Genomic DNA, 21,901 nt, shown 5'->3' on the forward strand with positions numbered 1-21,901 from the left:
CATAGTCAGAAAGGTGATCACATAATGCCAATACATAACAAACTAGTCAGAGACCGTATCCCTGAAGTCATCGAGAAAACCGGGAAGAAGTTCACAACTAGGATAATGGATAAAGATGAGTACATAGTAGAATTGCGGAAAAAGGCGTTTGAAGAGTTGGAAGAATATATGAATACAAAAAACGATGCTGATGCAGTAGAGGAGCTTGCGGATCTCCTTGAGATTATTCATGCCATGGCAGACATCCACAATGTTTCTATTGCAGAGATTGAGGCTGTAAGAAGGAAAAAGGCTGAAAAACGCGGCGGCTTTAAGGAGAGGATTTTTCTTATCGAGGTTGAGGATGAGTAATGTAAAACTGATTACCGGCAGCCTCGGAGACCATTTGCTTGAGCAGATCGACAAAGCAAAAACAATCTGCATCCTGTCTTCGTTTGTCATGAAATCAGGAGTGACATATCTAAAAGATGCGCTGAAAAACGCTGCAGACCGCGGGGCCGATATTAAAATTTGTACTGGAGACTACTTGTTCATTACCCAGCCGGAGGCTTTGGAAGAACTATTGAAAATTGACGATCGGATTCAGGCCAGGCTTTGGCAAAGCAGCGGTGTCTCCTTTCACCCGAAAGCTTATCTTTTTCAATCTAATACCCAGGAGTGCTTATTCATCGGTTCCTCAAACCTGTCAAAATCCGCTTTAGGAAATGGGGTGGAATGGAACGTTGAGGTATCAAATGAAAAGGAAGTTTTTGATGAGGCTGTGTCGAATTTCTTGAAAATTTTCTATGCTGACCAAACGATGCCTCTTAATAAGGAAACCTTAAAAATATACAAAACGAGCTATGACGTATTCCATATTCACAATAACCATTTGGGCAAAGCATGGTCTAAAGCTGAAGAAAAAGATTTGATGCTTCCCGGCAAAATTAAGACTCCTGATCAAGAGGAAATAATAATAGAAGAAAAAGCTCCATACGGAGAAATTAAGCCGCGATTTGCTCAAATAGAAGCCCTTGAAGAGCTGGAAAAGACGCTCGAAGAGGAGTACGATAAGGCACTTGTAGTAATGGCTACAGGTCTTGGCAAAACCTACCTTGCAGGGTTCTTTGCAGAAAAGTTTAAGAAAATCCTATTTATTGCTCATCAGGAAGAGATTCTTAAGCAAGCAAGGGAATCTTTCAAAAATACTAATCCAAATAAGAAATTTGGAATATACAATGGCAAAGTAAAAGAGCCGGATGCTGATGCTGTTTTTGCCTCCATTTATACTTTAAGCATGAAGACGCATCTGGAAAAGTTCAGCGAGAATGAATTCGATTTAATTATCGTGGATGAGTTCCACCATGCCGCAGCTGAATCATATAAACGGGTATTGGACTACTTTGACCCAAAGTTCCTACTCGGTATCACAGCCACTCCTGATCGGCACGACAATAAAGATGTTTATGCAATTTGCGGAGGGAATGTGGCGTTCCGTCTCGATTTTCTTGAGGCAATTAACAGGGAGTGGCTGTCCCCATTTAAATACTATGGGGTCTATGATGATACGGACTACAGCCAGATTACCTGGCTGGGAACACGATACGACGAAGAAGAGCTTCTTAGTGCCCAATTGAGGGACAACTTGGCCCAGAACATCCTTCGTGCCTGGGAGAATAAAAAGCAGTCGCGGACGATCGGCTTCTGCTCATCCATTAAGCAGGCGGATTTTCTATCTCAATACTTTAACAAAAACGGTTATAAAACTATAAGTCTTCATTCACAAAGCCAAGTTGATAGAGGAGCTGCCATTAAATTGCTCGAAAAGGGACAAATCGATGTCATCTTTACAGTTGATTTGTTTAACGAGGGCGTGGATATACCACCTGTTGATACACTATTATTTGTCCGTCCAACTGAATCTTTGACCGTATTTACCCAGCAAATCGGCCGTGGTCTCCGTGTATACAATGGAAAAGACTACTGTGTCATTATTGATTTGATTGGAAATTACCGGAATGCCGATATTAAACTAAGTGTTTTTGAAACGGAAGATAGTAAAACAAAAGGGAACAAAATGATCCCTTCTTTACCAGCTATGTGTGAAATAGACCTTGATGTGCAGGTTATCGACTTACTTAAAGAAATGGCCCGGAAGCGCCAGCCACGCAAAGAAAAGCTTTTTAATGACTATATGAACCTTAAACAAGAGTTGGGCAGAAGGCCGACATATCTGGAATTACACCTTTCAGGCGTTTCAGAATCAGTCCAATACCGCCAAGAGTTCGGTTCATATGTTGGGTTTCTGAATTGGGCTGGAGAATTAGCAGATCGGGAAGAGAAAGTCTATCACCGATACAAAAACTGGCTGGAGGAAGTCGAAAAAACAGCCATGTCAAAAAGCTACAAAATGGTCCTGCTCCTGGCAATGCTCGAACGGGGGCCATCTGACTGGTTTAAACCACTTACTCCAAGAGAAGTAGCGCCATTCTTTCATAGTTATCTAACAAAAACAGAATATAGGAAACGAATTGATTTTAGTGACAAATCTTCAAGGAAGTTATGGAAGTACGATGAGAAAGCGGTAAGCAGTCTGATTGCTAGGATGCCGATGACAATGTGGGATAGGGGACAAGATGGATTGACGAATTTTAATAAAGGTGTATTTATTATTAACTTTGATGTGTTACCTGAAGATGAAACAATAGTATTTAACTGGACTAGAGAAGTGTGTGAATATAGGCTGCATTATCATTTTGAACGGTGAAAATAATTACATAAATTATGTATGGTTTGATACCTAACTGGGATCTTTAGGTGAAAACGAGTGGTAAAATAAGAAACTATAGAACATTCCCAGCTGTACATATATCAATGATTGTGTTTGGAAAGTTGGATGAATGAGATACGAATAGAATAATCAGCTGGATTTACAAAAGAAAAGTGGTTGAAAAATAAGATTTCTGCTAATTTTCAACTTATCTTACAAGTGAAACCTAAGAAAGATTTTTAAAGATTGAGTGCTAACCACAAAATAATTGTTTGGTAAGTAAGGGAAGTGATACAAATGAATAAAAAGCTGGATGATCTACTTACTCATATAAATAATAATTTTCGATTCGGTAGTAAAATTAAGCAGAATATTGTTGACCAGTGGTTTAAAGAATACACACTTGACATCGAAGAAAAGTTTGCCGTTTATGATGAACTAGATTCTTTGCAAATAAAAATCATTGATCATCCCAATACTGTAATAAAGGCAAAATTATTGAAATTGTATAAATGTATTGAGTTGGAAAAGGAAATTAATAGGAGTATTCTTATTAAATGGTTCAATCAAAATAATATAGATGAAAGTATACATGAGAATATGCTAAGCGAACTAAGGAGAAGTGACTATATCATTATTGATGATACACCGCAGGAGAAAAGTGAAATTGATTTTGATATACCTGATGATTTATTAGAAAATGATTTAGATTCTTTATTGGATGACGACAGCTTCATTGAACATATTGATTCACTTGAAGATGTTATTGATAAGTCATGGAATATTGAATATTTAAATCAAATACATTCAGGAGATGAATCAAAACGAAATAAGTCACTTAGCAATCTAGTTGAAGCGAATACAAAATTAGTATGGAAAATTGTGAAACAGTATTCAGGCATAGCAACAGTGGGATTCGATGTGAGTGATATGTATCAAGTTGGGGTTATTGGATTACTAAAGGCTGCAGAAAAATTCGATGTTTCCTTGGGTTATCAGTTTTCAACTTATGCAACTTGGTGGATAAGACAAGCGATTACTAGAGGGATAGCGGATTATTCAACATTAATACGAATTCCAGTTCATTATCGAGAAAAAATGAACAAATTTATAAAAATCGAGAATGAATTGTGGAATGAATTGGCAAGACCCGCTACAACTATTGAAATATCAAAAGAAATGGGAGAACCCATTAACGTTATAGAAGAATTACGCTTTTATATTTCTCAAAGTAATTTGGATAGTCTTGATCGCCTTGTTGGAAAAGATGAAAATACATTATTAGGTGAACTCGTGTTAGATGAAAATTTAAATATGCCTGATGAGGAATATTTTAAAGTTGAATTAAGAAATACAATTGGTGAGATCTTTCAAGCGATTTTAACGGAGAGAGAAATGCAAGTTTTATATTATCGTTTTGGATTTAAAAACGATGAAACAAAGACATTGGAGGATATTGGACAAATATTCAATGTGACAAGAGAAAGAATTCGACAAATAGAAGCGAAAGCGCTTAGAAAGCTTCAAAACCCAAAAACGACTACAATATTAAAGGAGTATTTGTATGAATATTGAAAAAAGAATTGAGGAAATCGTGGAACAAAATGGACCATCTATTGTTGTTTTAAAAGGTTTTGACACAAGCGAATTAAAAAGAGAGAATAAGTACTTTTCGTTTAGTATAGACTACTTCGATACAGTAGATTTATCAACTTTACAAGAACAGGTAATAGAAGATATTATCAAACATCGTACTTTTACAGATGCATATTTATGGATGACGATTGAAGAATATCAATTATTTAAAGATCAAGAAGCTATTAATAAAATGCCCGTATTGGTAATCGAAAATAATCTGTTTAATAAACAGTATCCATATAGAGGTTCACTGTCAAATATTGAGAGCATTTATCATAATTTATATTATCAAGAAGATAATGAATTAGAAAATGATCAGTTAAAAATATTAGAAAATGTCTCAAAATTTTATGGCCAAATAGATTATTCAAAGCAGAGCGGAAATTATTATGTGACATATCCAGAATTTGATGAAAAACCCTTAACGTACAAATATTATGATGAGAAGGATTATGACTTTAATTTTAGCGAAGATTACCCTACCGAAAATATTACGCAAATAGAATTATCGGATGATGAACTTCCATTTTTAGACCTTATTATCAACATTATATTAAAAGAAGAAACCAATAATGTTTTATTTGTTTTATCAGGAGGAAATGAGCTACTACCTAATAATTATTTAGCACGTATTAATATTCTCGCTAATATTTCTGATATAAATATTTATTTTACAACATTATCAATACGAAGAAAGGTAATAGTGAATGAAGATGCCTATGTAAAAATATTGAATGATGTTTATGGGTACTACGATTTCAAAGAAATTGAGTTTTACAAAAATATAGAGAATCAATCTAAAGAAACAATAAATATTTCGCAAGCTCAAATTATCGATGATATAGTCATTCAGGCAGAAAAAGCAATGCATGGTGAAGATTTTCGAGATATATATATAACTGCAGCAACTGGAGCAGGAAAATCTGTGATGTTCCAAATCCCGGCATTATATTTAGCAGATATATATGCGGATGATAAGCCTTTAACACTAGTTATATCACCATTAATTGGTCTAATGAATGATCAAGTTGACAGTATGAAAAGAAAAGGGATTAAAAATTCAGCCACAATAAATGGAAATACTCCACCTTATGAAAAAGAACGTATACTTGATCAAATTCAAAATCAGCAAGTTGATATTTTATACTTATCTCCTGAAACACTTCAAGCTCGATCCGATATTAAAATGCTGATTGGTAATAGGAATATTGGTGTTGTGATTATTGATGAGGCGCATATTGTAACTACTTGGGGAAAATCGTTTCGATCTGACTATTGGTATTTAGGTATTTATCTAGCTAAGTTAAGAAAGGTATATAAATTCCCTATCGTTACTTTCACTGCAACGGCTATATACGGCGGGCGAGAAGATATGTATTTAGATACGAGAAATAGTCTTAATATGATAAGTCCTATTTCTTACTTTGGAAAAGTTCGTCGCGATGAGTTAATTATGGTTGTTCAAAGTAGTGAAAAAGATTTAGAGAAAGAAGGACGGGATTATCGAAAAACGAAGCACGCATTAGCGTTGAAACATTTAAAAAAAGCTCATAAAAACAAACAAAAATCATTGGTTTATTTCCCCACAGTAAAATTGTTGACTGATTTCAATAACTTTTTAACGCAAAATACACCGGATCTTGCTGAAGCAACAGGTAAATATCATGGAGGCCTCACAAAAGAGGAAAAAGATGAGGTTTTATATCAATATGTAATTGGAGACTTACAATTTGTTTTGGCAACGAAGGCCTTTGGAATGGGAATCGATATTCCTGATATTACAAATGTTTATCATTATGCTCCTACTGGTAATGTTGTTGATTATATCCAAGAAATCGGAAGGGCAGCTCGAGATAAGAATAAAGTTGCTAATGGATTTGGTTTAATTGATTTTTTAAATCGCGACATGAACGAGGTTAAACAGCTATATGGTATGTCAGCGATTAGAAAGAGTCAAATTATAGAAGTTATGAAAAAAGTTTTATCGGTGTATAAAGAAAAGAAGAATAACCGTAATTTAATTATTAGTCCAGAGGATTTTAAATATATCTTTGTTCAAAACAAACGCGATGAAGATTCATTAGACAATAAAGTGAAAACAGTTTTATTGATGATTGAGAAAGATTTTTCTTCACCAAATAAACTAGGATATTCTCCATTTGTCGCGAGACCAAGAAGCATATTTGGGAATGATTTAATATTCGTTACTCCTGAATTAGAAAGAACATTTATTCATTCTAATTTGGGAAGATATTTTAAAAAGCAATATGAAATACAGAGTGATAGTTATTCTGCTGTATATCAGGTGAACCTGAGTGGAATATGGGAGAAATATTATAGAAGTATGTCTTTTCCTAGTTTTAAATTTGCATTGTTTTCAGCGGAAGAAAGAGGGAAACTGAAGCATAAATCTATTTTTGAAAAGTTGATATATGTGTCAGGTGTAGAAGTAGGATTAAATAACAATGAATCAGTCGAGTCAGTTGTTTCGGAGTATAACTTAATCTTACAGGCTTTTGAGATATTTGTTAATAATTATAGAATGTCAGGAAAACATTTTTCGGTTGATGATCTTGGATACCATTTTATGAAAGCATTAAAGATCTCTGATAGGTTCGAAGCAATGACGTTTGCACAAACAGTCATTAACGCAGCATTTGAATATTCAAAGATAAAAGAGATTAAATTTATATCCGAGCGTCCAAGTAGTGGAGATTCTAAACCGAAGTATATTATTCACAATGATGGAGATTTATTCACGACATTCATTAAGAGAGGTTTGTTAGCGACCTTGAAGCCGCGTGAAAATTTTGTTGAGAGCGGCAGCAATATACTTACATTTTACATGAGAGCAAATAGTGTGGAACTAGATGCGAAATTAGCAGCACTTGGAATAGGGGAGAGTCGAAAGTTATTAAATTATCAAGTACTGGGTGGAAACAACCCACAAATATATCTAAGAATGAACTCAATTTATCCATTAGAAAAAGCTATTAAACAAGGTAGCTTTTATCAAAATAGTATATTAAAAGATGTTCAAGATAAACATTATACAAGTGTAGAAATGTTGAAGTATCTTTTTACAAAGAAACAAGAAGGAAATTCACCAAAAGAGAAGATTCTAAATTACTCAAAATGGTTTTGGGATAATATAGAAGCCTATTTTATGGGAATTCTACCAAGCGAAGTAAAGAATGCTTTAAGTAAACCAAAAAAATAAAGTTGATTATTTTTTAAAAGGAAATGTCAATCCTTCGACATTCTCTAAATAAAGATTAGGGGCCTGTCCCTCACTACGTTAACAGTTTAACGTATTGGGGGACAGGCCCTATTGTCCAAGATGTAGAAATAGAACTTTATGCTGAGCCATATTTTTTATTTGCATCTATTAGAATCATTTATTTAGTTATTTCGGTTACATTGAATATTAATAAAAGTAAGAGTAAAATAAGATATAAGTAAATCTTGAGTACGAGGTGGTATTCGTGGAATTAAAGCTCTTTTATCGAACACAACGTGACTTAGCAACTGCGTTGAACCAATTAGTCGATGCGTATTGGGAAGAGAAAATCAAAGAAGATGAATTAATAGAAGGTGTTAAAAGAATGTATGAAAATAATCCAGATAAACTGATTAAAAATAATGTGTTCACGAAAGTAGTACAACAACAGAGCGGGAAAAGACGGTTAGCTGTAGTTGATAAAATTTTGGAATTTAAATAGGCTGATAGTCTTGTGTGAAAGGTTGGATTAGATGACAATAATATTAGAATATTCCTCCGTATTAACAGGGGCTTCATTCATGTTGTATGAGTTTAAGCAAGTCGTGGCTTTAAAAGATCAAGGTCATTCTGATCGAGAAGTTCGGCAAAAAGTCATAACTGAAAATTTATTTCAATATGATAAAATCTCCAGTTTAAAAAGAGGACTACCTTCTATTTTAAGAAGGGCGAACGTATTAGATGAGACATTAAGAAAGCTCGTCATCGAAGAGTCGTTTGAATTTGGTAAGATCATTAACCTGTACGCCATCATGAAAACGGATCGTCTTTTTTTCGAATTTATGAATGAAGTCATTCAAGAAAAACTTCAGATGAATGATTACAACTTCGAGAAGAAGGACTTAAACACATACTTTACGGTAAAAGCCGAACAGGATGAAAACATTGCAAGCTGGACAGAAGCCACTATTCAAAAGTTAAAACAGGTATACGGGAAAATATTACTGGAAACAGGGTTACTTAAGGATAAGAAATCAGGAGAGTTAAATCGGCTAATTATAGACGAACAAATCAAAAACCATCTTACTCATATTGGCGATGCCCGCTATGTTCGTGCGATGGGTGAATAAGGGGGGATATCATGGCTAATTTGAATGCTAGACTGGATCAAATCATACCCAAAATCAAGGAAGAAAAATTCATTGATGGGCGTGGACTTGGCAATGAAATCAGTTTTTATGTCTTCGATTATGAACCAGACGGTGAGCTTGTCGTGAGGGATTATATCAAGCACATCAAGAAAGAGTTCAACTATGAAGGAACGAATAGAAGAATTATTGAATTTGATTTATACAAAATGCTCATTGAAATTACAAAAGAAAAACGGATTTTTGACCGTATATTTCAGATGGAAGAACAACAAGGAAAAGACACTTTGTTCAAAGCTATGACGACGTTTGCAAAACCAGAAGTATTCCTGCAGAAAATTGAAGAACAGTTGGGTGATCACAATGTTGTATTCATTACAGGGGTGGGGAAAGTGTATCCGTTTGTCCGCTCTCATAACATCCTGAACAACCTACAAGAAGTGTTGGACAAAAAACCTGTCATCATGTTCTTCCCAGGAAGGTACGATGGTCAGTCACTCCAATTGTTTAGTAAATTCAAGGATGATAACTACTACAGAGCTTTTCGCTTAGTCGATTAATGGAAGAGGGGGATTTTAGATGATACTAAAAGATATGTTTTTAAAAGATATTGAACGGGATATTCGTGGCGTTATTAAAGTTGCCCAAACAAGTGAAGCGGACATTTATCAGGAACTGGACGAGTATGTCGTCACACAGGAGTTACATAAACATTTCTCTAAGTTCTACGACAACTATCAAAAGGGAATCGACGGTAAAACTGACAAAATGGGTGTGTGGATTTCAGGTTTCTTCGGATCGGGTAAATCCCACTTCCTTAAAATTCTTGCCTACCTATTAGAGAACAAAGCTGTACAAGGAAAGAAGCCAGTTGATTTCTTTGAAGAAAAGGTAAAAGATCCACTTGTTTACGCCAATATGAAGCGTACGGCTGACGTGGATACAGAAACGATTCTATTTAACATTGATTCGAAAAGCTCGCTTGATAACAAATCAAAAGAAGATGCGATTTTGCGTGTCTTCATGAAAGTGTTTTACGAACATAGAGGCTATTACGGGGACATTCCAGGCGTTGCGGAGATGGAGAAGTATTTGGACAAGCAAGGTGTGTACGAAGCGTTTAAACAGGAGTTCCAAGCGTTAGCAGGAGAACCATGGAAAGAACGTCGTAACAGCTTCTATTTTGACGCTGATTTTGTCATTGGTGCATTAACAAAAGTGACGGATATGTCTGAGGAATCGGCACGCAATTGGTTCGAAAACGGGGTTAATAACTTCGAAATTAGCATCGAGAAATTCTCAAAAGACGTGAAAGAATACATTGACGAAAAAGGCCCGAACTTCCATTTAGTTTTCCTCGTAGATGAAATCGGTCAATACATTGGAGACAGCCGTAACCTCATGCTCAACTTGCAGACGCTTGCGGAGGATTTAGGGACGCATGCACACGGGAAGGTATGGATTATGGTGACATCACAAGAAAGCATTGACTCAATCGTCAAAGTAAAAGGTGATGACTTCTCTCGTATTCAAGGGCGTTTTGATACAAGACTATCTCTATCTTCTATTTCAGTGGATGAGGTCATCAAGAAACGTATTTTGGAGAAGCACCCGCATGTCAATGACAAACTTAAAGTTCTCTACCCTGAAAAAAGTGCGATCTTGAAAAACCTCATAAGCTTCCGTGAAAGTACGGCGGATCTAAGAGGTTACGAAAATGAACAGGAATTTGCAGATGTCTATCCATTTGTTCCGTACCAATTCAAACTACTACAGAATGTGTTTGAACAAGTAAGGAAGCATGGTTCATCAGGAAAACACTTGTCAGAAGGGGAACGTTCAATGCTTTCAGCGTTTAAGGAAGCGGGGCTTCGCTACAAAGATGCAGAAGAAGGCACGCTCGTTCCGTTCCACGCTTTCTACGATACGATTAAAGAATTCCTTAACCCGTCTATTTCAAGGGTTATTGAAGGGGCAAATGAAAACCCTGCATTAAAAGACGATCCATTTAATACGGACTTACTAAAAGTATTATTCATGATCAAATATATTAAAGAACTGCCAGCAAACATCGACAATATCGCCACGCTTATGGTGACGCATATTGATGAAGACAAGCTACAACTAAAAGAAAAAATCAAAAGTTCCCTTCGTAAATTGATTTCACAAACATTGATCCAAAAGAACGGTGATTATTACCTATTCTTAACGGATGATGAGCAGGATATTAACCGTGAAATCAAACAGATGAACATTGATGAAGATATCGTCAAGCGGGAGCTGGCAAACTATATTTTCCAAGACTTGTACGATGATAAACGATTCAATTATTCAAGAGAATACGCTTTTTCCTACAATCAGAAAATGGATGAGAAAAATTACGGTAACCAAACATCGAGCATCGGGTTGCAAATTCTATCCCCGCTATCAGACCATTACTATAAGTCCGATCAGGAAATGATGATGATGACTTCGGGCAGTGGAGAAATGATCATTAAACTTGGTGGCAATGAGGCATATGTCGAGGAAATGGAAGAAGCGTTACGAATTGAAGAGTATCGCAAGAAAAAGAACATTACCCAGCTCCCTGAAAACATACAAAACATCTTGAACAACAAGCAAGCAGAAGTGCGTGAGCGTAGACGCAGAGTACGGGAACTGTTGGATGATGCCATTAAAGACGGAGCATTCTTCGTAAACGGCGATAAAATGGATATTAAAGGTTCTTCTGTAAGAGAGAAAATCAATTCAGCATTCAAACAACTGGTTGATAACGTTTATACAAAGTTAGGCTATGTGAAAGAACATTTGGAGAATGAGCGACAATTGATTGCTATTTTAGCATCAGATAATGACCAACTGTCATTAGACGATTCAATTGGAACAAAGCCAAATGAATTAGCCAAACGGGAAGTCTATGACTTTATTGATATGCAAGATCAAATCCAGAAACAAAATCGAGTAAAACTTGTCTACGAGCGTTTCCAGGATAAACCATACGGCTGGAAGCAACTCGATATTGCGGGACTTATAGCTGAATTATTAAAAGAGCAACGTATCCGTATCCGTTATAACGCCGAGTATTTAGAGCCAGAAACAGATACGAACAAATTGCTGACGATCTTTGCAAAAACAAATGAAGCTGACAAAGGAATCATCCTAAAGCGTGTGAAAGTGGATGAAAGACTGATTCGTAATGCAAGAACTGTGTGCAGAGACATTTTCAATACGACGGATTTAGCCGATGACGAGGATGGACTCGTAAAAGATATCCTTGGATTAATTGAAAAGCAAATCGCTGAAATAAAAGCATACAAAGCCCGTTATGAAGGTAGAAAATATCCAGGTATGAGCTTGCTCGACAAAGGACTTGAATACTTCGAGCAATTTGACAGCAAACTCGATAACGCTTCTTTCTTCACGAAGCTAACGGAACTGGAAGATGATTTGGCAGATTGGGAAGAAGATATCGTCTATGTGAAAAGTTTTTTCGGCACAAATCAAAAAGATATTTTCGATCAAGGTTTGGAGGCACTATCCAAGTACGAGGAAATTAAAACATATTTGTCAGGAAAAGAAGTAGCTGGAGAGATGGAAAAGCTACGATCCATTATCCAAGACCCAATTCCTTATCGGAAAATCAAAGACATCCCAGAGTTTGTTCATGCGTTTAATGAAAAAATAAACCTCGTCCTAAACGAGAAAAAAGACAATGCCCGTGAAAAGTTAAAAGTAGACTATGATGAATTGTCTATTCTGGCAAAGCAGTATGGCGTATCAAATGAAACAAAACAACAAGTCGATGATCACTACAACCGATTAAAAGATAGTCTTGATGCCTTTACAGATGTCTTCAAAGTCGATGCAACAATTTCCCAAAGTGCAAGCTATAAAGAAAGAACAGCGACAGAAATCAGACAGGAAATTGCTGAGTGGCAAAGACGGAAAGCAGAAGAGCAAAAAACGAATACAGGGACGATCGTTGAGACTCCTGTTAAAACGATTGTTCAAAGGCAGGCAGTAAAAGTAACTGAACTTGTTGCCGTGACAACATTATCGACAGAAGATGATGTCGATAAATACATCAATACGTTATCCCATAAATTAAAACAAATCATCAAATCGAATAAACAAATCGAGTTTATTGAATAACATACCAACGGGTGCCAGACATGGACATCCATTCGTGTCCTACCGCGAATTGTGGCCGTGCCTGGCACCCTATTCAAAGGAGTGACTAATTTGAACAAAACAGCCCTGAAAAAATTCGCAACCGAAGCACGAGTAGAGTTGCTGGAAAAAGTAGAACTTCAAGCAAGAAAACTTGGCATTACAGCCGAATCTATTCAAAAAGCAAATGTTGAAAGCTCCGATGCCGTCTTTATTGACGGCAAACAGCTTACAGATACAGAAAGAAGACAACGGAATAAACTAATTTCCCGCATCAATGAGATTGGGTTCAATCGTGTTATGGAAGAAACGGCATACACATGGTTCAACCGTTTTATCGCATTACGATACATGGAAGTAAACGACTATCTACCAACAAAAGTGCGTGTCCTTTCTTCAATTTCAGGCAGTGCCGAGCCAGATATGATGAAAGAAGCATTGTCACTGGATCTTGACTTAGATAAAGAAAAAGTTTACGACATGAAAATGAACAATGATACAGACGAGCTTTTCAAATATCTGATTAAAATGCATTGTAATGATTTAAACCGCTTCATGCCATTCATGTTCGAGACCATTGAGGACTATACGGAAATTCTCTTTCCAGAAGGTTTGCTTGGAACGGATTCTTTTGTTAGACAAATGACAGATACTGAAGTCATTCCAGAAGGTAATTGGGAAAATGTTGAGATTATCGGGTGGCTCTATCAGTATTATATTTCAGAAGAAAAAGATGAGGTATTTGCAAATCTTAAAAAGAACATCAAAATATCAAAAGATAAACTACCTGCGGCCACTCAGCTATTCACGCCTAATTGGATTGTTCGGTACATGGTAGAAAACTCGTTGGGTCGCATATGGCTTGAAAGTTATCCAGAAAGTTCATTGAAAAATGAGTGGAAATATTATTTAGATGAAGCGGAGCAGGAAAGCGAGGCAATTAAGCAACTTGAAGAGATTCGTTATAAGAATGTGAATCCTGAAGAAATTACATTCCTTGATCCAGCTTGTGGAAGCGGACATATCCTTGTATATGCATTTGATGTTTTCTATGATATGTACCTTGAGAAAGGATATATGGAAAATGAAATTCCTCGATTGATTTTAGAAAAAAATCTATTCGGCTTGGATGTTGATGATCGTGCAGTGCAGTTGGCTTCTTTTGCGTTGATGATGAAGGCACGAGAGAAGTCCCGAAGGATCTTTAGGCATACAATCAATCCAATTATCTATGCAATTCAAGAAAGTAATTGGCTTTCAGAAGAGATGATTAAAAATATTGCTAAAGACAATGTTCAAATTCAAAACAGTTTACAGTCTATCCGAAATAGCTTCACAGATGCGAAGGAGTACGGTTCTTTATTAAGTGTTGAACCATTTTCGTATGAGTTTCTTTTTCATTGTTTTAAAGAATATAAAGAAGGGGAAACCGACCTGTTGGGGATTATTGACAAACAAATGGTTGAGGAAAAACTACCACAATTATTGAGGCAGTCAGAGATATTACAGAAAAAATACGATGTTATTTGTACAAATCCGCCGTATATGGGTAGAAGTGGTATGAACGAGAAATTAACAAAATACCTTGATAAATTCCATCCAAACGCTAAAGCAGATTTATTTGCCTCATTTATTGAGAAAGGTTTTGAACTAACAAAAGGCAATGGCTTTAATAGTATGGTTACAATGCAATCGTGGATGTTCTTATCGAGTTATGAAAAAATGAGAGAAAATATTATTAAGCATAAAACTATTAAAACACTATTACACATGGACAATATGGTAATGGGCATTGCATTTGGGACGGCCGCTACAATAATAAGAAATACAAAAATAAAAGAATTCAAAGGTTCCTATAATGAAATAAAGTTTGTAGATCTTGATGAGAAAACTATGCCTAATAAGTTTCCTATTATTGAAAATAGAAATAACATACTCCCCATGGAGGAGTTCAAAAAGATTCCTGGAATGCCTATTGCTTATTGGGTTAGTAATAAACTGACAAATAGCTTTGAACATGATAAAAAAATTGCAGAATTGGGAGAAGCAAAAAGCGGACTACAAACGGGCAATAATGACTTGTTTTTAAAACAATGGTTCGAAGTAGAAAATACCAAAGTGGCTTATAACATGAAAAGTAGGGATCAATTTTTAAATTCAAAGAAAAAATGGGTTCCGCAAATTAAAGGAGGGTCATATAGAAAGTGGTACGGTAATTTGGACTATGTTCTTAATTGGGAAAATGATGGGCATGAGATAAGAAAAGGTCGCGGATGTAGATTAAATGCAATGGCAAATGATAGATTCTACTTTAAAAAAGGTATCACATGGTCACATACGACTTCGGGAGGATTTGGAGCAAGATATTTACCTTCTGGACACTTATTTAATGTTGAGGCTCCTACACTTTTCCCTTTTGATGATAACCAAATGGGATATATATTGGCATTTTTGAATTCAAAAATTGCATCTGAAAGTTTAAGTGTAATGAATTCTACAATGCATTACTTAGTCGGTGATATATTAAAATTGCCTATAAAGTTGGAGAAGAGTAAAAATGCGGAGATTAATCGGATGGTTAATGAAAGTATTGAGATATCTCAACTTGATTGGGACAGTTTTGAGATTTCATGGAATTTCGAAAAGCATCCATTAATGAATTACTCCTCAAAAACTATTGAATCCACTTTTACCAAATGGGATCAATTTACTGAAAGAAATTTCAATCAACTTAAATCGAATGAGGAAGAATTAAACCGCATATTTATTGAAACTTATGGTTTACAAGAGGAACTTACACCAGAGGTAAATGATGCAGATGTGACAATCCGTAAAGCCAATTTAGAACGAGAAGTCAAGAGCTACATCTCATACGCAATCGGCTGTTCATTCGGTCGCTATTCCCTTGACAGAGAAGGTCTCATCTATGCAGGTGGTGAGTTTGATACATCTTGTTATAAAACATTCCCAACAGACGCAGACAACATCCTTCCAATCTTGCCAGGTGCATATTTCGAGGACGACATCGTTACAAGGTTCATTGATTTCGTCAGAGTAACCTTCAGTGAAGAAACACTTGAAGAAAACCTCGATTTCGTTGCGGGTGCAATTGGACGAAGAAAGAATGAAACGGCAAGGGAGGCATTGCGTCGTTACTTTTTGAATGATTTCTATAAAGATCATGTACAAATATATAAGAAGCGACCGATTTACTGGCTGTTTACATCGGGACGAGAAAAGGCGTTCAATTGTCTCATTTATATGCATAGATATGATAAAACAACGTTATCTCGCATTCGGACGGATTATTTACATGAAGTTCAGACCCGCTTAGATGCGGAGAAAAATGATTTGCTTGAAATCATTAATGGGGATTCAACAACAAGGGAAATCAACGGTGCGAAGAGAGAATTGAAATCGCTTGATAAGAAAATTGACGAGTTAAAATCGTATGATGAGCTGTTGCACCATATGGCGGATATGCAGATTGAGATTGATCTTGACGATGGTGTGAAAGTGAATTATGAGAAGTTTAAGGGGTTAGTGGCGAAGATTTGACTTTACAACGAGGGGCAATTCATATGTTGAATTGCTTCTCTTCAACTTTAGATATAAAAAATCCCGACAATTGAAAAGAGGTGAAATAATGAAAGGTGTGTTTTCAGATAACATTGATATTGACAAAAATGCCTATATAAATTGGCGGATTGAAAGACACAATCCTATTAAAAATATGTTGACCATAGCTGATGGGTTTATGGAATCTTCTATTATGTTAGCTGAACAGGCATTAAAAGATAATAGGGATAAAAAAGCAGATATCATAATCTACCCCATCCTATTTAGTGCAAACCATGCAATTGAATTGTATTTGAAGGCGATTGGATGGACGATTAATATACTTCTCGAAAATGATAAGAGAGTAGAAGGCGGACATGATATTCAGCAAATCCTAAATGTAGTTAAATCAAGGGTTAATGAATTTGAGATTGATAAGGACCGCAAGAAAGCCTTCAAAGAGTTGATCAACAATCTGGAGAATTATATTAAGGAACTATTTTTAAAAATTGAAACTAAAGATGACGGAAAAAATAAAGATAATATGGACTTTTCCAGGTATCCTTTTGATACGAAATATGTATCACATTTCTATATAGAAACATTTGATAATGTTGTAGTTGATTTAGAGAACTTTGTTGAAAGGTTCAAAGAGATAGGACAGAATTTGAATCAAATTGCATCCCATTATTTATATGATTTTTTGCTTGCTGAAAATGAGTGAGAGATTGGGGCAATAATGTTTTATGAAAGTTGGTGAGGTTAATGAATATGAGTCAAATTGAATCCGCATTACAAGATATTTTCAACGAACCCCTAAAAGACGGAGAACTGCGAAAAATTGTGTTCTGGGTGGACAAGGACGAAGAATTTATTGAAGAAATTGAGCAATTGACGATTGCTGGTGTTAAAGTCCAAACATTATCGGATAACAACCAATTCTACATGAAGCATTTATTAGAGGAAGAAGATCCGACTTCTTCTTATTTAATCTATACGAATGTGGAGTTAGGTGTAGAGGACAACTGGCTGGCGGATACGGTGTTGTATTCGAAGACGTTTTTTGCAGATCGGGTGTCTCTTCTATTGAGTGAGCTTCACATTGACCCATCACTTAGAGCGACCGTTAAAAAGCATGAACGATTCTTTAATAACAAAGAACGATTCCGCAAATTCAAGGCATTTGGCATCGAATCTTATACAGAAGAAACGATCGAACTGGCGATCATGAGTGTTCTTTGCAACGTGAAGACTCCTGATTTTGAAGCGGTGTTAAAAACGGTGCTAATGGATACGCTGGATGATAACGACAACAAGTATTTGTCGCTAATGGAGCGATTCTTTGAACTTGACGTGTTTTGGGCATATGTGGCGAATCATTACGGCTACGAGCGTGAAACGAAGACGTTGAAGACGCTGTTCATTCATTTAACGGTGACAGCGTTCAATCATTCCGTGAGCGAAAATTATTTGATGGCAGTGCAAGATTTTATTGCCGAACGAAACAAAGCGAATGCATTGGTATTCATCGACCATTGGATGCACCACAAAACGGATTACACAGTTTTTGATGAATATGCCGAAATGGTTGAACAAGAAATCCAGTTGTCGGGCCTATTGCAAACTGTTCCGATTGATGAATTCAAGCAGGCGGATACATTCCCGTATATCGACAAGGCAATCATCATTCATATTGCTAATAGCTTGATGGAGAAGCTGGAAGATTATGAGGAATACACAAAGCTCATTAAGCTGAGACGAGCGAAGCATTATTACGAAAAATATGCATCCGTATACGAAGCCCTCTATTATACGGTGAAGATGCATGAATTCCATAAAGAACATCAGCAAGGCATTCCACAGGGTCGGGCAATCGACCTGTTTGATGCGTATCGTAAAGAATATCACGTCATGGATACATACTACCGCAAGTTTTACGTTGCGTACGATGAAGAAAGCAACCACGAATTATTGAAAAAGCTGAAAGAGCTTGTGGAACATCTGTATACGAATTGGTTTATGGGAGAGTTGAGTTCGCATTGGTCACAAGCGGTGAAAGCGGAAATGACCGAAGAATGGTCGCTTCCTGGCGTACAAAATCAGCAAGCGTTTTATTCATCCATTGTCGCACCGCATATTCGTAATGGCGATCGTGTCTTTGTCATCATTTCGGATGCGATGAGATATGAAGTGGGTGTTGAACTTGCAGAACGGTTGAACTCTGAAACGATGGGTGTCTGTGACATGCAGACGATGCTTGGGGTTGTGCCATCTGTCACTAAGCTTGGAATGGCCTCATTGCTTCCACATAGAAGTCTTGATTTTGACGAAAACGGCCGTGTACTTGTCGACGGTAAAGATTCAGCGGGACTTGAAAATCGTAAGAAAATTATTGAGTCCTTTGTTGAAGAGAGCATTGCCGTTCATTTCCAAGAAGTGTTGGCAATGAATAAGGCAGGAAGACGTGAAACGTTTAAAGGGAAGAAATTGGTTTATCTCTATCATGATACGATTGATGCAATGGGCGACAAAGCTTCAACGGAAATTTACACATTTAATGCAGTGGAGACAGCGTTAAATCAGTTGTACGATTTGGTGAAAATCATTCGGGATGATTTAAGTGGAACGAACATTTATATTACTGCTGATCATGGCTTCCTCTATCAGCGAGATGCACTGGAAGAGAGCGATAAGATTGGCAATGAAATAGTTGATGCGGTTGAAGTGAAGCGTCGTTATGTACTTTCAAAAGATAAACGTGATGTTTCGGGACAACTGACAATAGACCTCTCTTCCGTTGTGAAAAATAAACATCAGTTTACTGCCTATGTACCGAATGGTACGATTCGTAATCGAATGCAAGGTACTGGCGTGAACTTTGTGCATGGTGGGGCAAGTTTGCAGGAAGTTGTTGTTCCGTTAGTTGCCTTTAAAAACAAACGGGCAGGACAAAGAGGTTCCCAAGTCATCCAAAAGGTTGATGTTAGGCTCACAAGTACAACACGCAAAATTACGAATAGCATATTCAACTTGGATTTCTTCCAAACCGAAAAAGTGGAAGACAAGATGATCCCTCGAACAGTTGTCATTTACATGGCTGATGCAGAAGGGAATGTTTTATCAAATGAAGAAACAATTATCGGTGATCGTTCGTTTGATAATCCTGCCGATCGGACTTTTAAGTTACAATTTGTACTGAAAAGTATTTCGTATGATCGTAACAAGATGTATTACTTAATGATAAAAGATACGGAAACGGGCGTTGTGACTGAAAAAGTACCGTTTTCCATCAATTTAGGAATCGTGAGTGATTTTGATTTTTAATTGAGGGGGTGTAATTGTGGGAGAGAGTGTGGAAGAGGCGTTGACGTTGGATCTCGATAAAAAGTTGAATGAAGCCTTTGCTGGTCGTGTTGTCCGTAAAGACTTGACGAAGTTGATTAAAGAAGGGGCAAATGTGCCTGTCTATGTGCTGGAATACTTACTTGGTATGTATGCGGCCACGGACGACGAAGAAAGCATCCAAGAGGGTGTTGAGCGTGTTAAAAAGATCCTTTCCGATAACTTCGTCCGTCCAGACGAGGCAGAAAAGATTAAATCACGCATTCGGGAGCTGGGGCAGTATTCCATTATTGATAAAGTGACTGTGGCACTAAATCCAAAGTTGGATCAGTATGAAGCTGAATTTTCCAATTTAGGGTTGAAAGGCGTTCCTGTACCTTCTAACTTCGTGAAAGAATATGACAAACTTCTTGTCGGCGGAATTTGGTGTATGGTTAAAATTGATTATTATTACGATGAAGAGGCTCGGAATATCAATCCGTTCAGTGTAAGTACCCTACAGCCAATTCAAATGCCAAATATGGATATCAAGGAAGTGTTTGAAGGTCGGAAGCAATTTACGAAGGACGAATGGATTGATGTGTTGATTCGTTCCACTGGAATGGAGCCCACACAGTTGGAAGAGCGAGTGAAGTGGCATCTTTTGTTACGACTCGTTCCACTGGTTGAAAATAACTTTAACATGTGTGAACTTGGACCCCGTGGGACAGGGAAATCCCATGTCTATAAAGAGATTTCCCCTAACTCCATCTTAGTGTCGGGTGGTCAATCTACTGTTGCAAATCTTTTCTACAACATGTCAACTCGAAAAATTGGATTGGTTGGCATGTGGGATTGCGTCGCTTTTGATGAAGTAGCGGGTATTCGCTTTAAAGATAAAGATGGTATTCAAATCATGAAGGACTACATGGCATCAGGCTCATTTGCTAGAGGAAAAGAAGAGAAAAATGCTTCTGCCTCCATGGTGTTTGTCGGGAATATCAACCAAAGTGTTGATGTACTGCTAAAGACATCACATCTGTTTGCTCCATTCCCCGAAGAAATGGCGAATGATACGGCATTCTTCGATCGGATGCATTATTATATGCCTGGTTGGGAAATTCCGAAAATGAGACCTGCTTTTTTTACCGATAAGTACGGATTCATCGTTGATTATATCGCTGAATTCTTTAGGGAAATGCGAAAGCGTTCATTTGCTGATTCAATCGACCGATATTTTAAGCTCGGCAACAATTTGAATCAACGGGATACAGTAGCTGTTCGCAAGACAGTATCAGGCATGGTGAAACTCATATATCCGCATGGTGTATACACGAAAGAAGACATCGAAGAAATCATTAAGTATGCATTGGAAGGTCGCCGTCGTGTCAAAGAACAGCTAAAGAAGATCGGTGGTATGGAGTTTTACGATGTCATGTTCTCTTATATAGATAAGGAAACTTTAGAAGAGGAGTATGTTTCCGTTCCAGAACAAGGGGGCGGAAAACTCATTCCAGAGGGCATGGGCAAGCCAGGACATGTCTATGTGGTCGGACATGGCAACTCAGGGATGATTGGTGTGTATAAGCTTGAAAACCAGGTTGTAAGTGGAACAGGGAAATTTGATAAGTCGGGGGTTGGCTCTTCTCGTGAAGCAAGAGAAAGTTTAGACACTGCATTCCGTTTCTTTACAGCTAACAGCAAAAGTATTAGCAATACAATTAGCACAAAAACAAAAGATTACCTTATGCATATTAGTGATCTTCAAGGCATTGGACTTACAGATGAACTGGCTATTGCTGAATTAATCGGGCTATGTTCGGGGGCGTTGGACAAGCCTGTCCAAGAAAGTACTGTAGTTATCGGCAATATGACTGTCGGTGGTACGATTGCAAAAGTAGAAGAATTTGCGAACGTCTTGCAAGTATGTGTAGATGCAGGGGCCAAAAAGGTGTTAATACCAGCGTCATCGGTTATGGATTTGCAAACAGTTCCACCTGATTTGTTAGTCAAAGTGCAACCAGTGTTTTATGCGGATCCGATTGATGCGGTGTTTAAGGCATTGGGGGTAAGTTGATATGACAGGTTATTTATATC

The 21,901-nt window shown here is 37.0% G+C and carries 12 protein-coding genes; all 12 read left to right on the forward strand.

Annotated features, from left to right (window positions below):
- Positions 1-24: 24 nt before the first annotated feature.
- The 12 genes from BN1002_RS09540 to brxL all read left to right on the forward strand — a co-directional run bounded on the left by BN1002_RS09540 (position 25) and on the right by brxL (position 21,881).
- Positions 25-351: a nucleoside triphosphate pyrophosphohydrolase gene (locus BN1002_RS09540; protein WP_048824794.1), complete on the forward strand. Its 327-nt coding sequence runs from the start codon at positions 25-27 to the stop codon at positions 349-351.
- Positions 344-2,746 carry a DEAD/DEAH box helicase family protein gene (locus BN1002_RS09545; RefSeq protein WP_048824795.1) on the forward strand — a complete coding sequence of 801 codons (2,403 nt, stop codon included), beginning with the start codon at positions 344-346 and terminating at the stop codon, positions 2,744-2,746. The genes BN1002_RS09540 and BN1002_RS09545 overlap by 8 nt, the downstream gene beginning before the upstream one ends.
- Positions 2,747-3,046: 300 nt before the next feature.
- Entirely contained in the window at positions 3,047-4,324 is a 1,278-nt protein-coding gene (locus tag BN1002_RS09550) for a sigma-70 family RNA polymerase sigma factor (protein ID WP_048824796.1), read from the forward strand.
- Positions 4,314-7,607 (forward strand): DEAD/DEAH box helicase, encoded by a 3,294-nt coding sequence (locus BN1002_RS09555; protein ID WP_048824797.1) that lies wholly within the window; start codon positions 4,314-4,316, stop codon positions 7,605-7,607. The genes BN1002_RS09550 and BN1002_RS09555 overlap by 11 nt, the downstream gene beginning before the upstream one ends.
- A gap of 265 nt (positions 7,608-7,872) precedes the next feature.
- A complete protein-coding gene (locus BN1002_RS09560) occupies positions 7,873-8,109 on the forward strand; it encodes a TIGR04540 family protein (protein ID WP_048824798.1) in 237 nt (78 codons plus the stop codon).
- A gap of 79 nt (positions 8,110-8,188) precedes the next feature.
- A complete protein-coding gene (locus tag BN1002_RS09565) occupies positions 8,189-8,737 on the forward strand; it encodes a DUF1819 family protein (protein ID WP_231575012.1) in 549 nt (182 codons plus the stop codon).
- 11 nt (positions 8,738-8,748) lie between these two features.
- A complete protein-coding gene (locus BN1002_RS09570) occupies positions 8,749-9,315 on the forward strand; it encodes a DUF1788 domain-containing protein (RefSeq protein ID WP_048824800.1) in 567 nt (188 codons plus the stop codon).
- Positions 9,316-9,334: 19 nt separating this feature from the next.
- A complete protein-coding gene (gene brxC, locus BN1002_RS09575) occupies positions 9,335-12,907 on the forward strand; it encodes a BREX system P-loop protein BrxC (RefSeq protein ID WP_048824801.1) in 3,573 nt (1,190 codons plus the stop codon).
- 81 nt (positions 12,908-12,988) lie between these two features.
- Positions 12,989-16,483 carry a BREX-1 system adenine-specific DNA-methyltransferase PglX gene (gene pglX / locus BN1002_RS09580; protein ID WP_231575097.1) on the forward strand — a complete coding sequence of 1,165 codons (3,495 nt, stop codon included), beginning with the start codon at positions 12,989-12,991 and terminating at the stop codon, positions 16,481-16,483.
- 88 nt (positions 16,484-16,571) lie between these two features.
- Positions 16,572-17,207, forward strand: a complete 636-nt coding sequence (locus BN1002_RS09585) for a hypothetical protein (RefSeq protein WP_048824804.1) — start codon at positions 16,572-16,574, stop codon at positions 17,205-17,207.
- 47 nt (positions 17,208-17,254) lie between these two features.
- Positions 17,255-19,807: a BREX-1 system phosphatase PglZ type A gene (pglZ, locus tag BN1002_RS09590; RefSeq protein WP_331386309.1), complete on the forward strand. Its 2,553-nt coding sequence runs from the start codon at positions 17,255-17,257 to the stop codon at positions 19,805-19,807.
- A 16-nt stretch (positions 19,808-19,823) separates the two neighbouring features.
- On the forward strand, positions 19,824-21,881 hold the full coding sequence (gene brxL / locus BN1002_RS09595; RefSeq protein WP_048824806.1) for a protease Lon-related BREX system protein BrxL: 2,058 nt from the start codon (positions 19,824-19,826) through the stop codon (positions 21,879-21,881).
- Positions 21,882-21,901 lie beyond the last annotated feature (20 nt).

It is taken from the genome of Bacillus sp. B-jedd (assembly GCF_000821085.1).
GTDB lineage: Bacteria > Bacillota > Bacilli > Bacillales > Cytobacillaceae > Bacillus_D.

What these genes read in the sequence shown, in the direction of transcription:
- BN1002_RS09540 (WP_048824794.1), top strand. Translation starts at nt 25, where the DNA reads ATGCCAATACATAACAAACTAGTCAGAGACCGTATCCCTGAAGTCATC.
- BN1002_RS09545 (WP_048824795.1), top strand. Translation starts at nt 344, where the DNA reads ATGAGTAATGTAAAACTGATTACCGGCAGCCTCGGAGACCATTTGCTT.
- BN1002_RS09550 (WP_048824796.1), top strand. Translation starts at nt 3,047, where the DNA reads ATGAATAAAAAGCTGGATGATCTACTTACTCATATAAATAATAATTTT.
- BN1002_RS09555 (WP_048824797.1), top strand. Translation starts at nt 4,314, where the DNA reads ATGAATATTGAAAAAAGAATTGAGGAAATCGTGGAACAAAATGGACCA.
- BN1002_RS09565 (WP_231575012.1), top strand. Translation starts at nt 8,189, where the DNA reads ATGTTGTATGAGTTTAAGCAAGTCGTGGCTTTAAAAGATCAAGGTCAT.
- BN1002_RS09570 (WP_048824800.1), top strand. Translation starts at nt 8,749, where the DNA reads ATGGCTAATTTGAATGCTAGACTGGATCAAATCATACCCAAAATCAAG.
- brxC (WP_048824801.1), top strand. Translation starts at nt 9,335, where the DNA reads ATGATACTAAAAGATATGTTTTTAAAAGATATTGAACGGGATATTCGT.
- BN1002_RS09585 (WP_048824804.1), top strand. Translation starts at nt 16,572, where the DNA reads ATGAAAGGTGTGTTTTCAGATAACATTGATATTGACAAAAATGCCTAT.
- pglZ (WP_331386309.1), top strand. Translation starts at nt 17,255, where the DNA reads ATGAGTCAAATTGAATCCGCATTACAAGATATTTTCAACGAACCCCTA.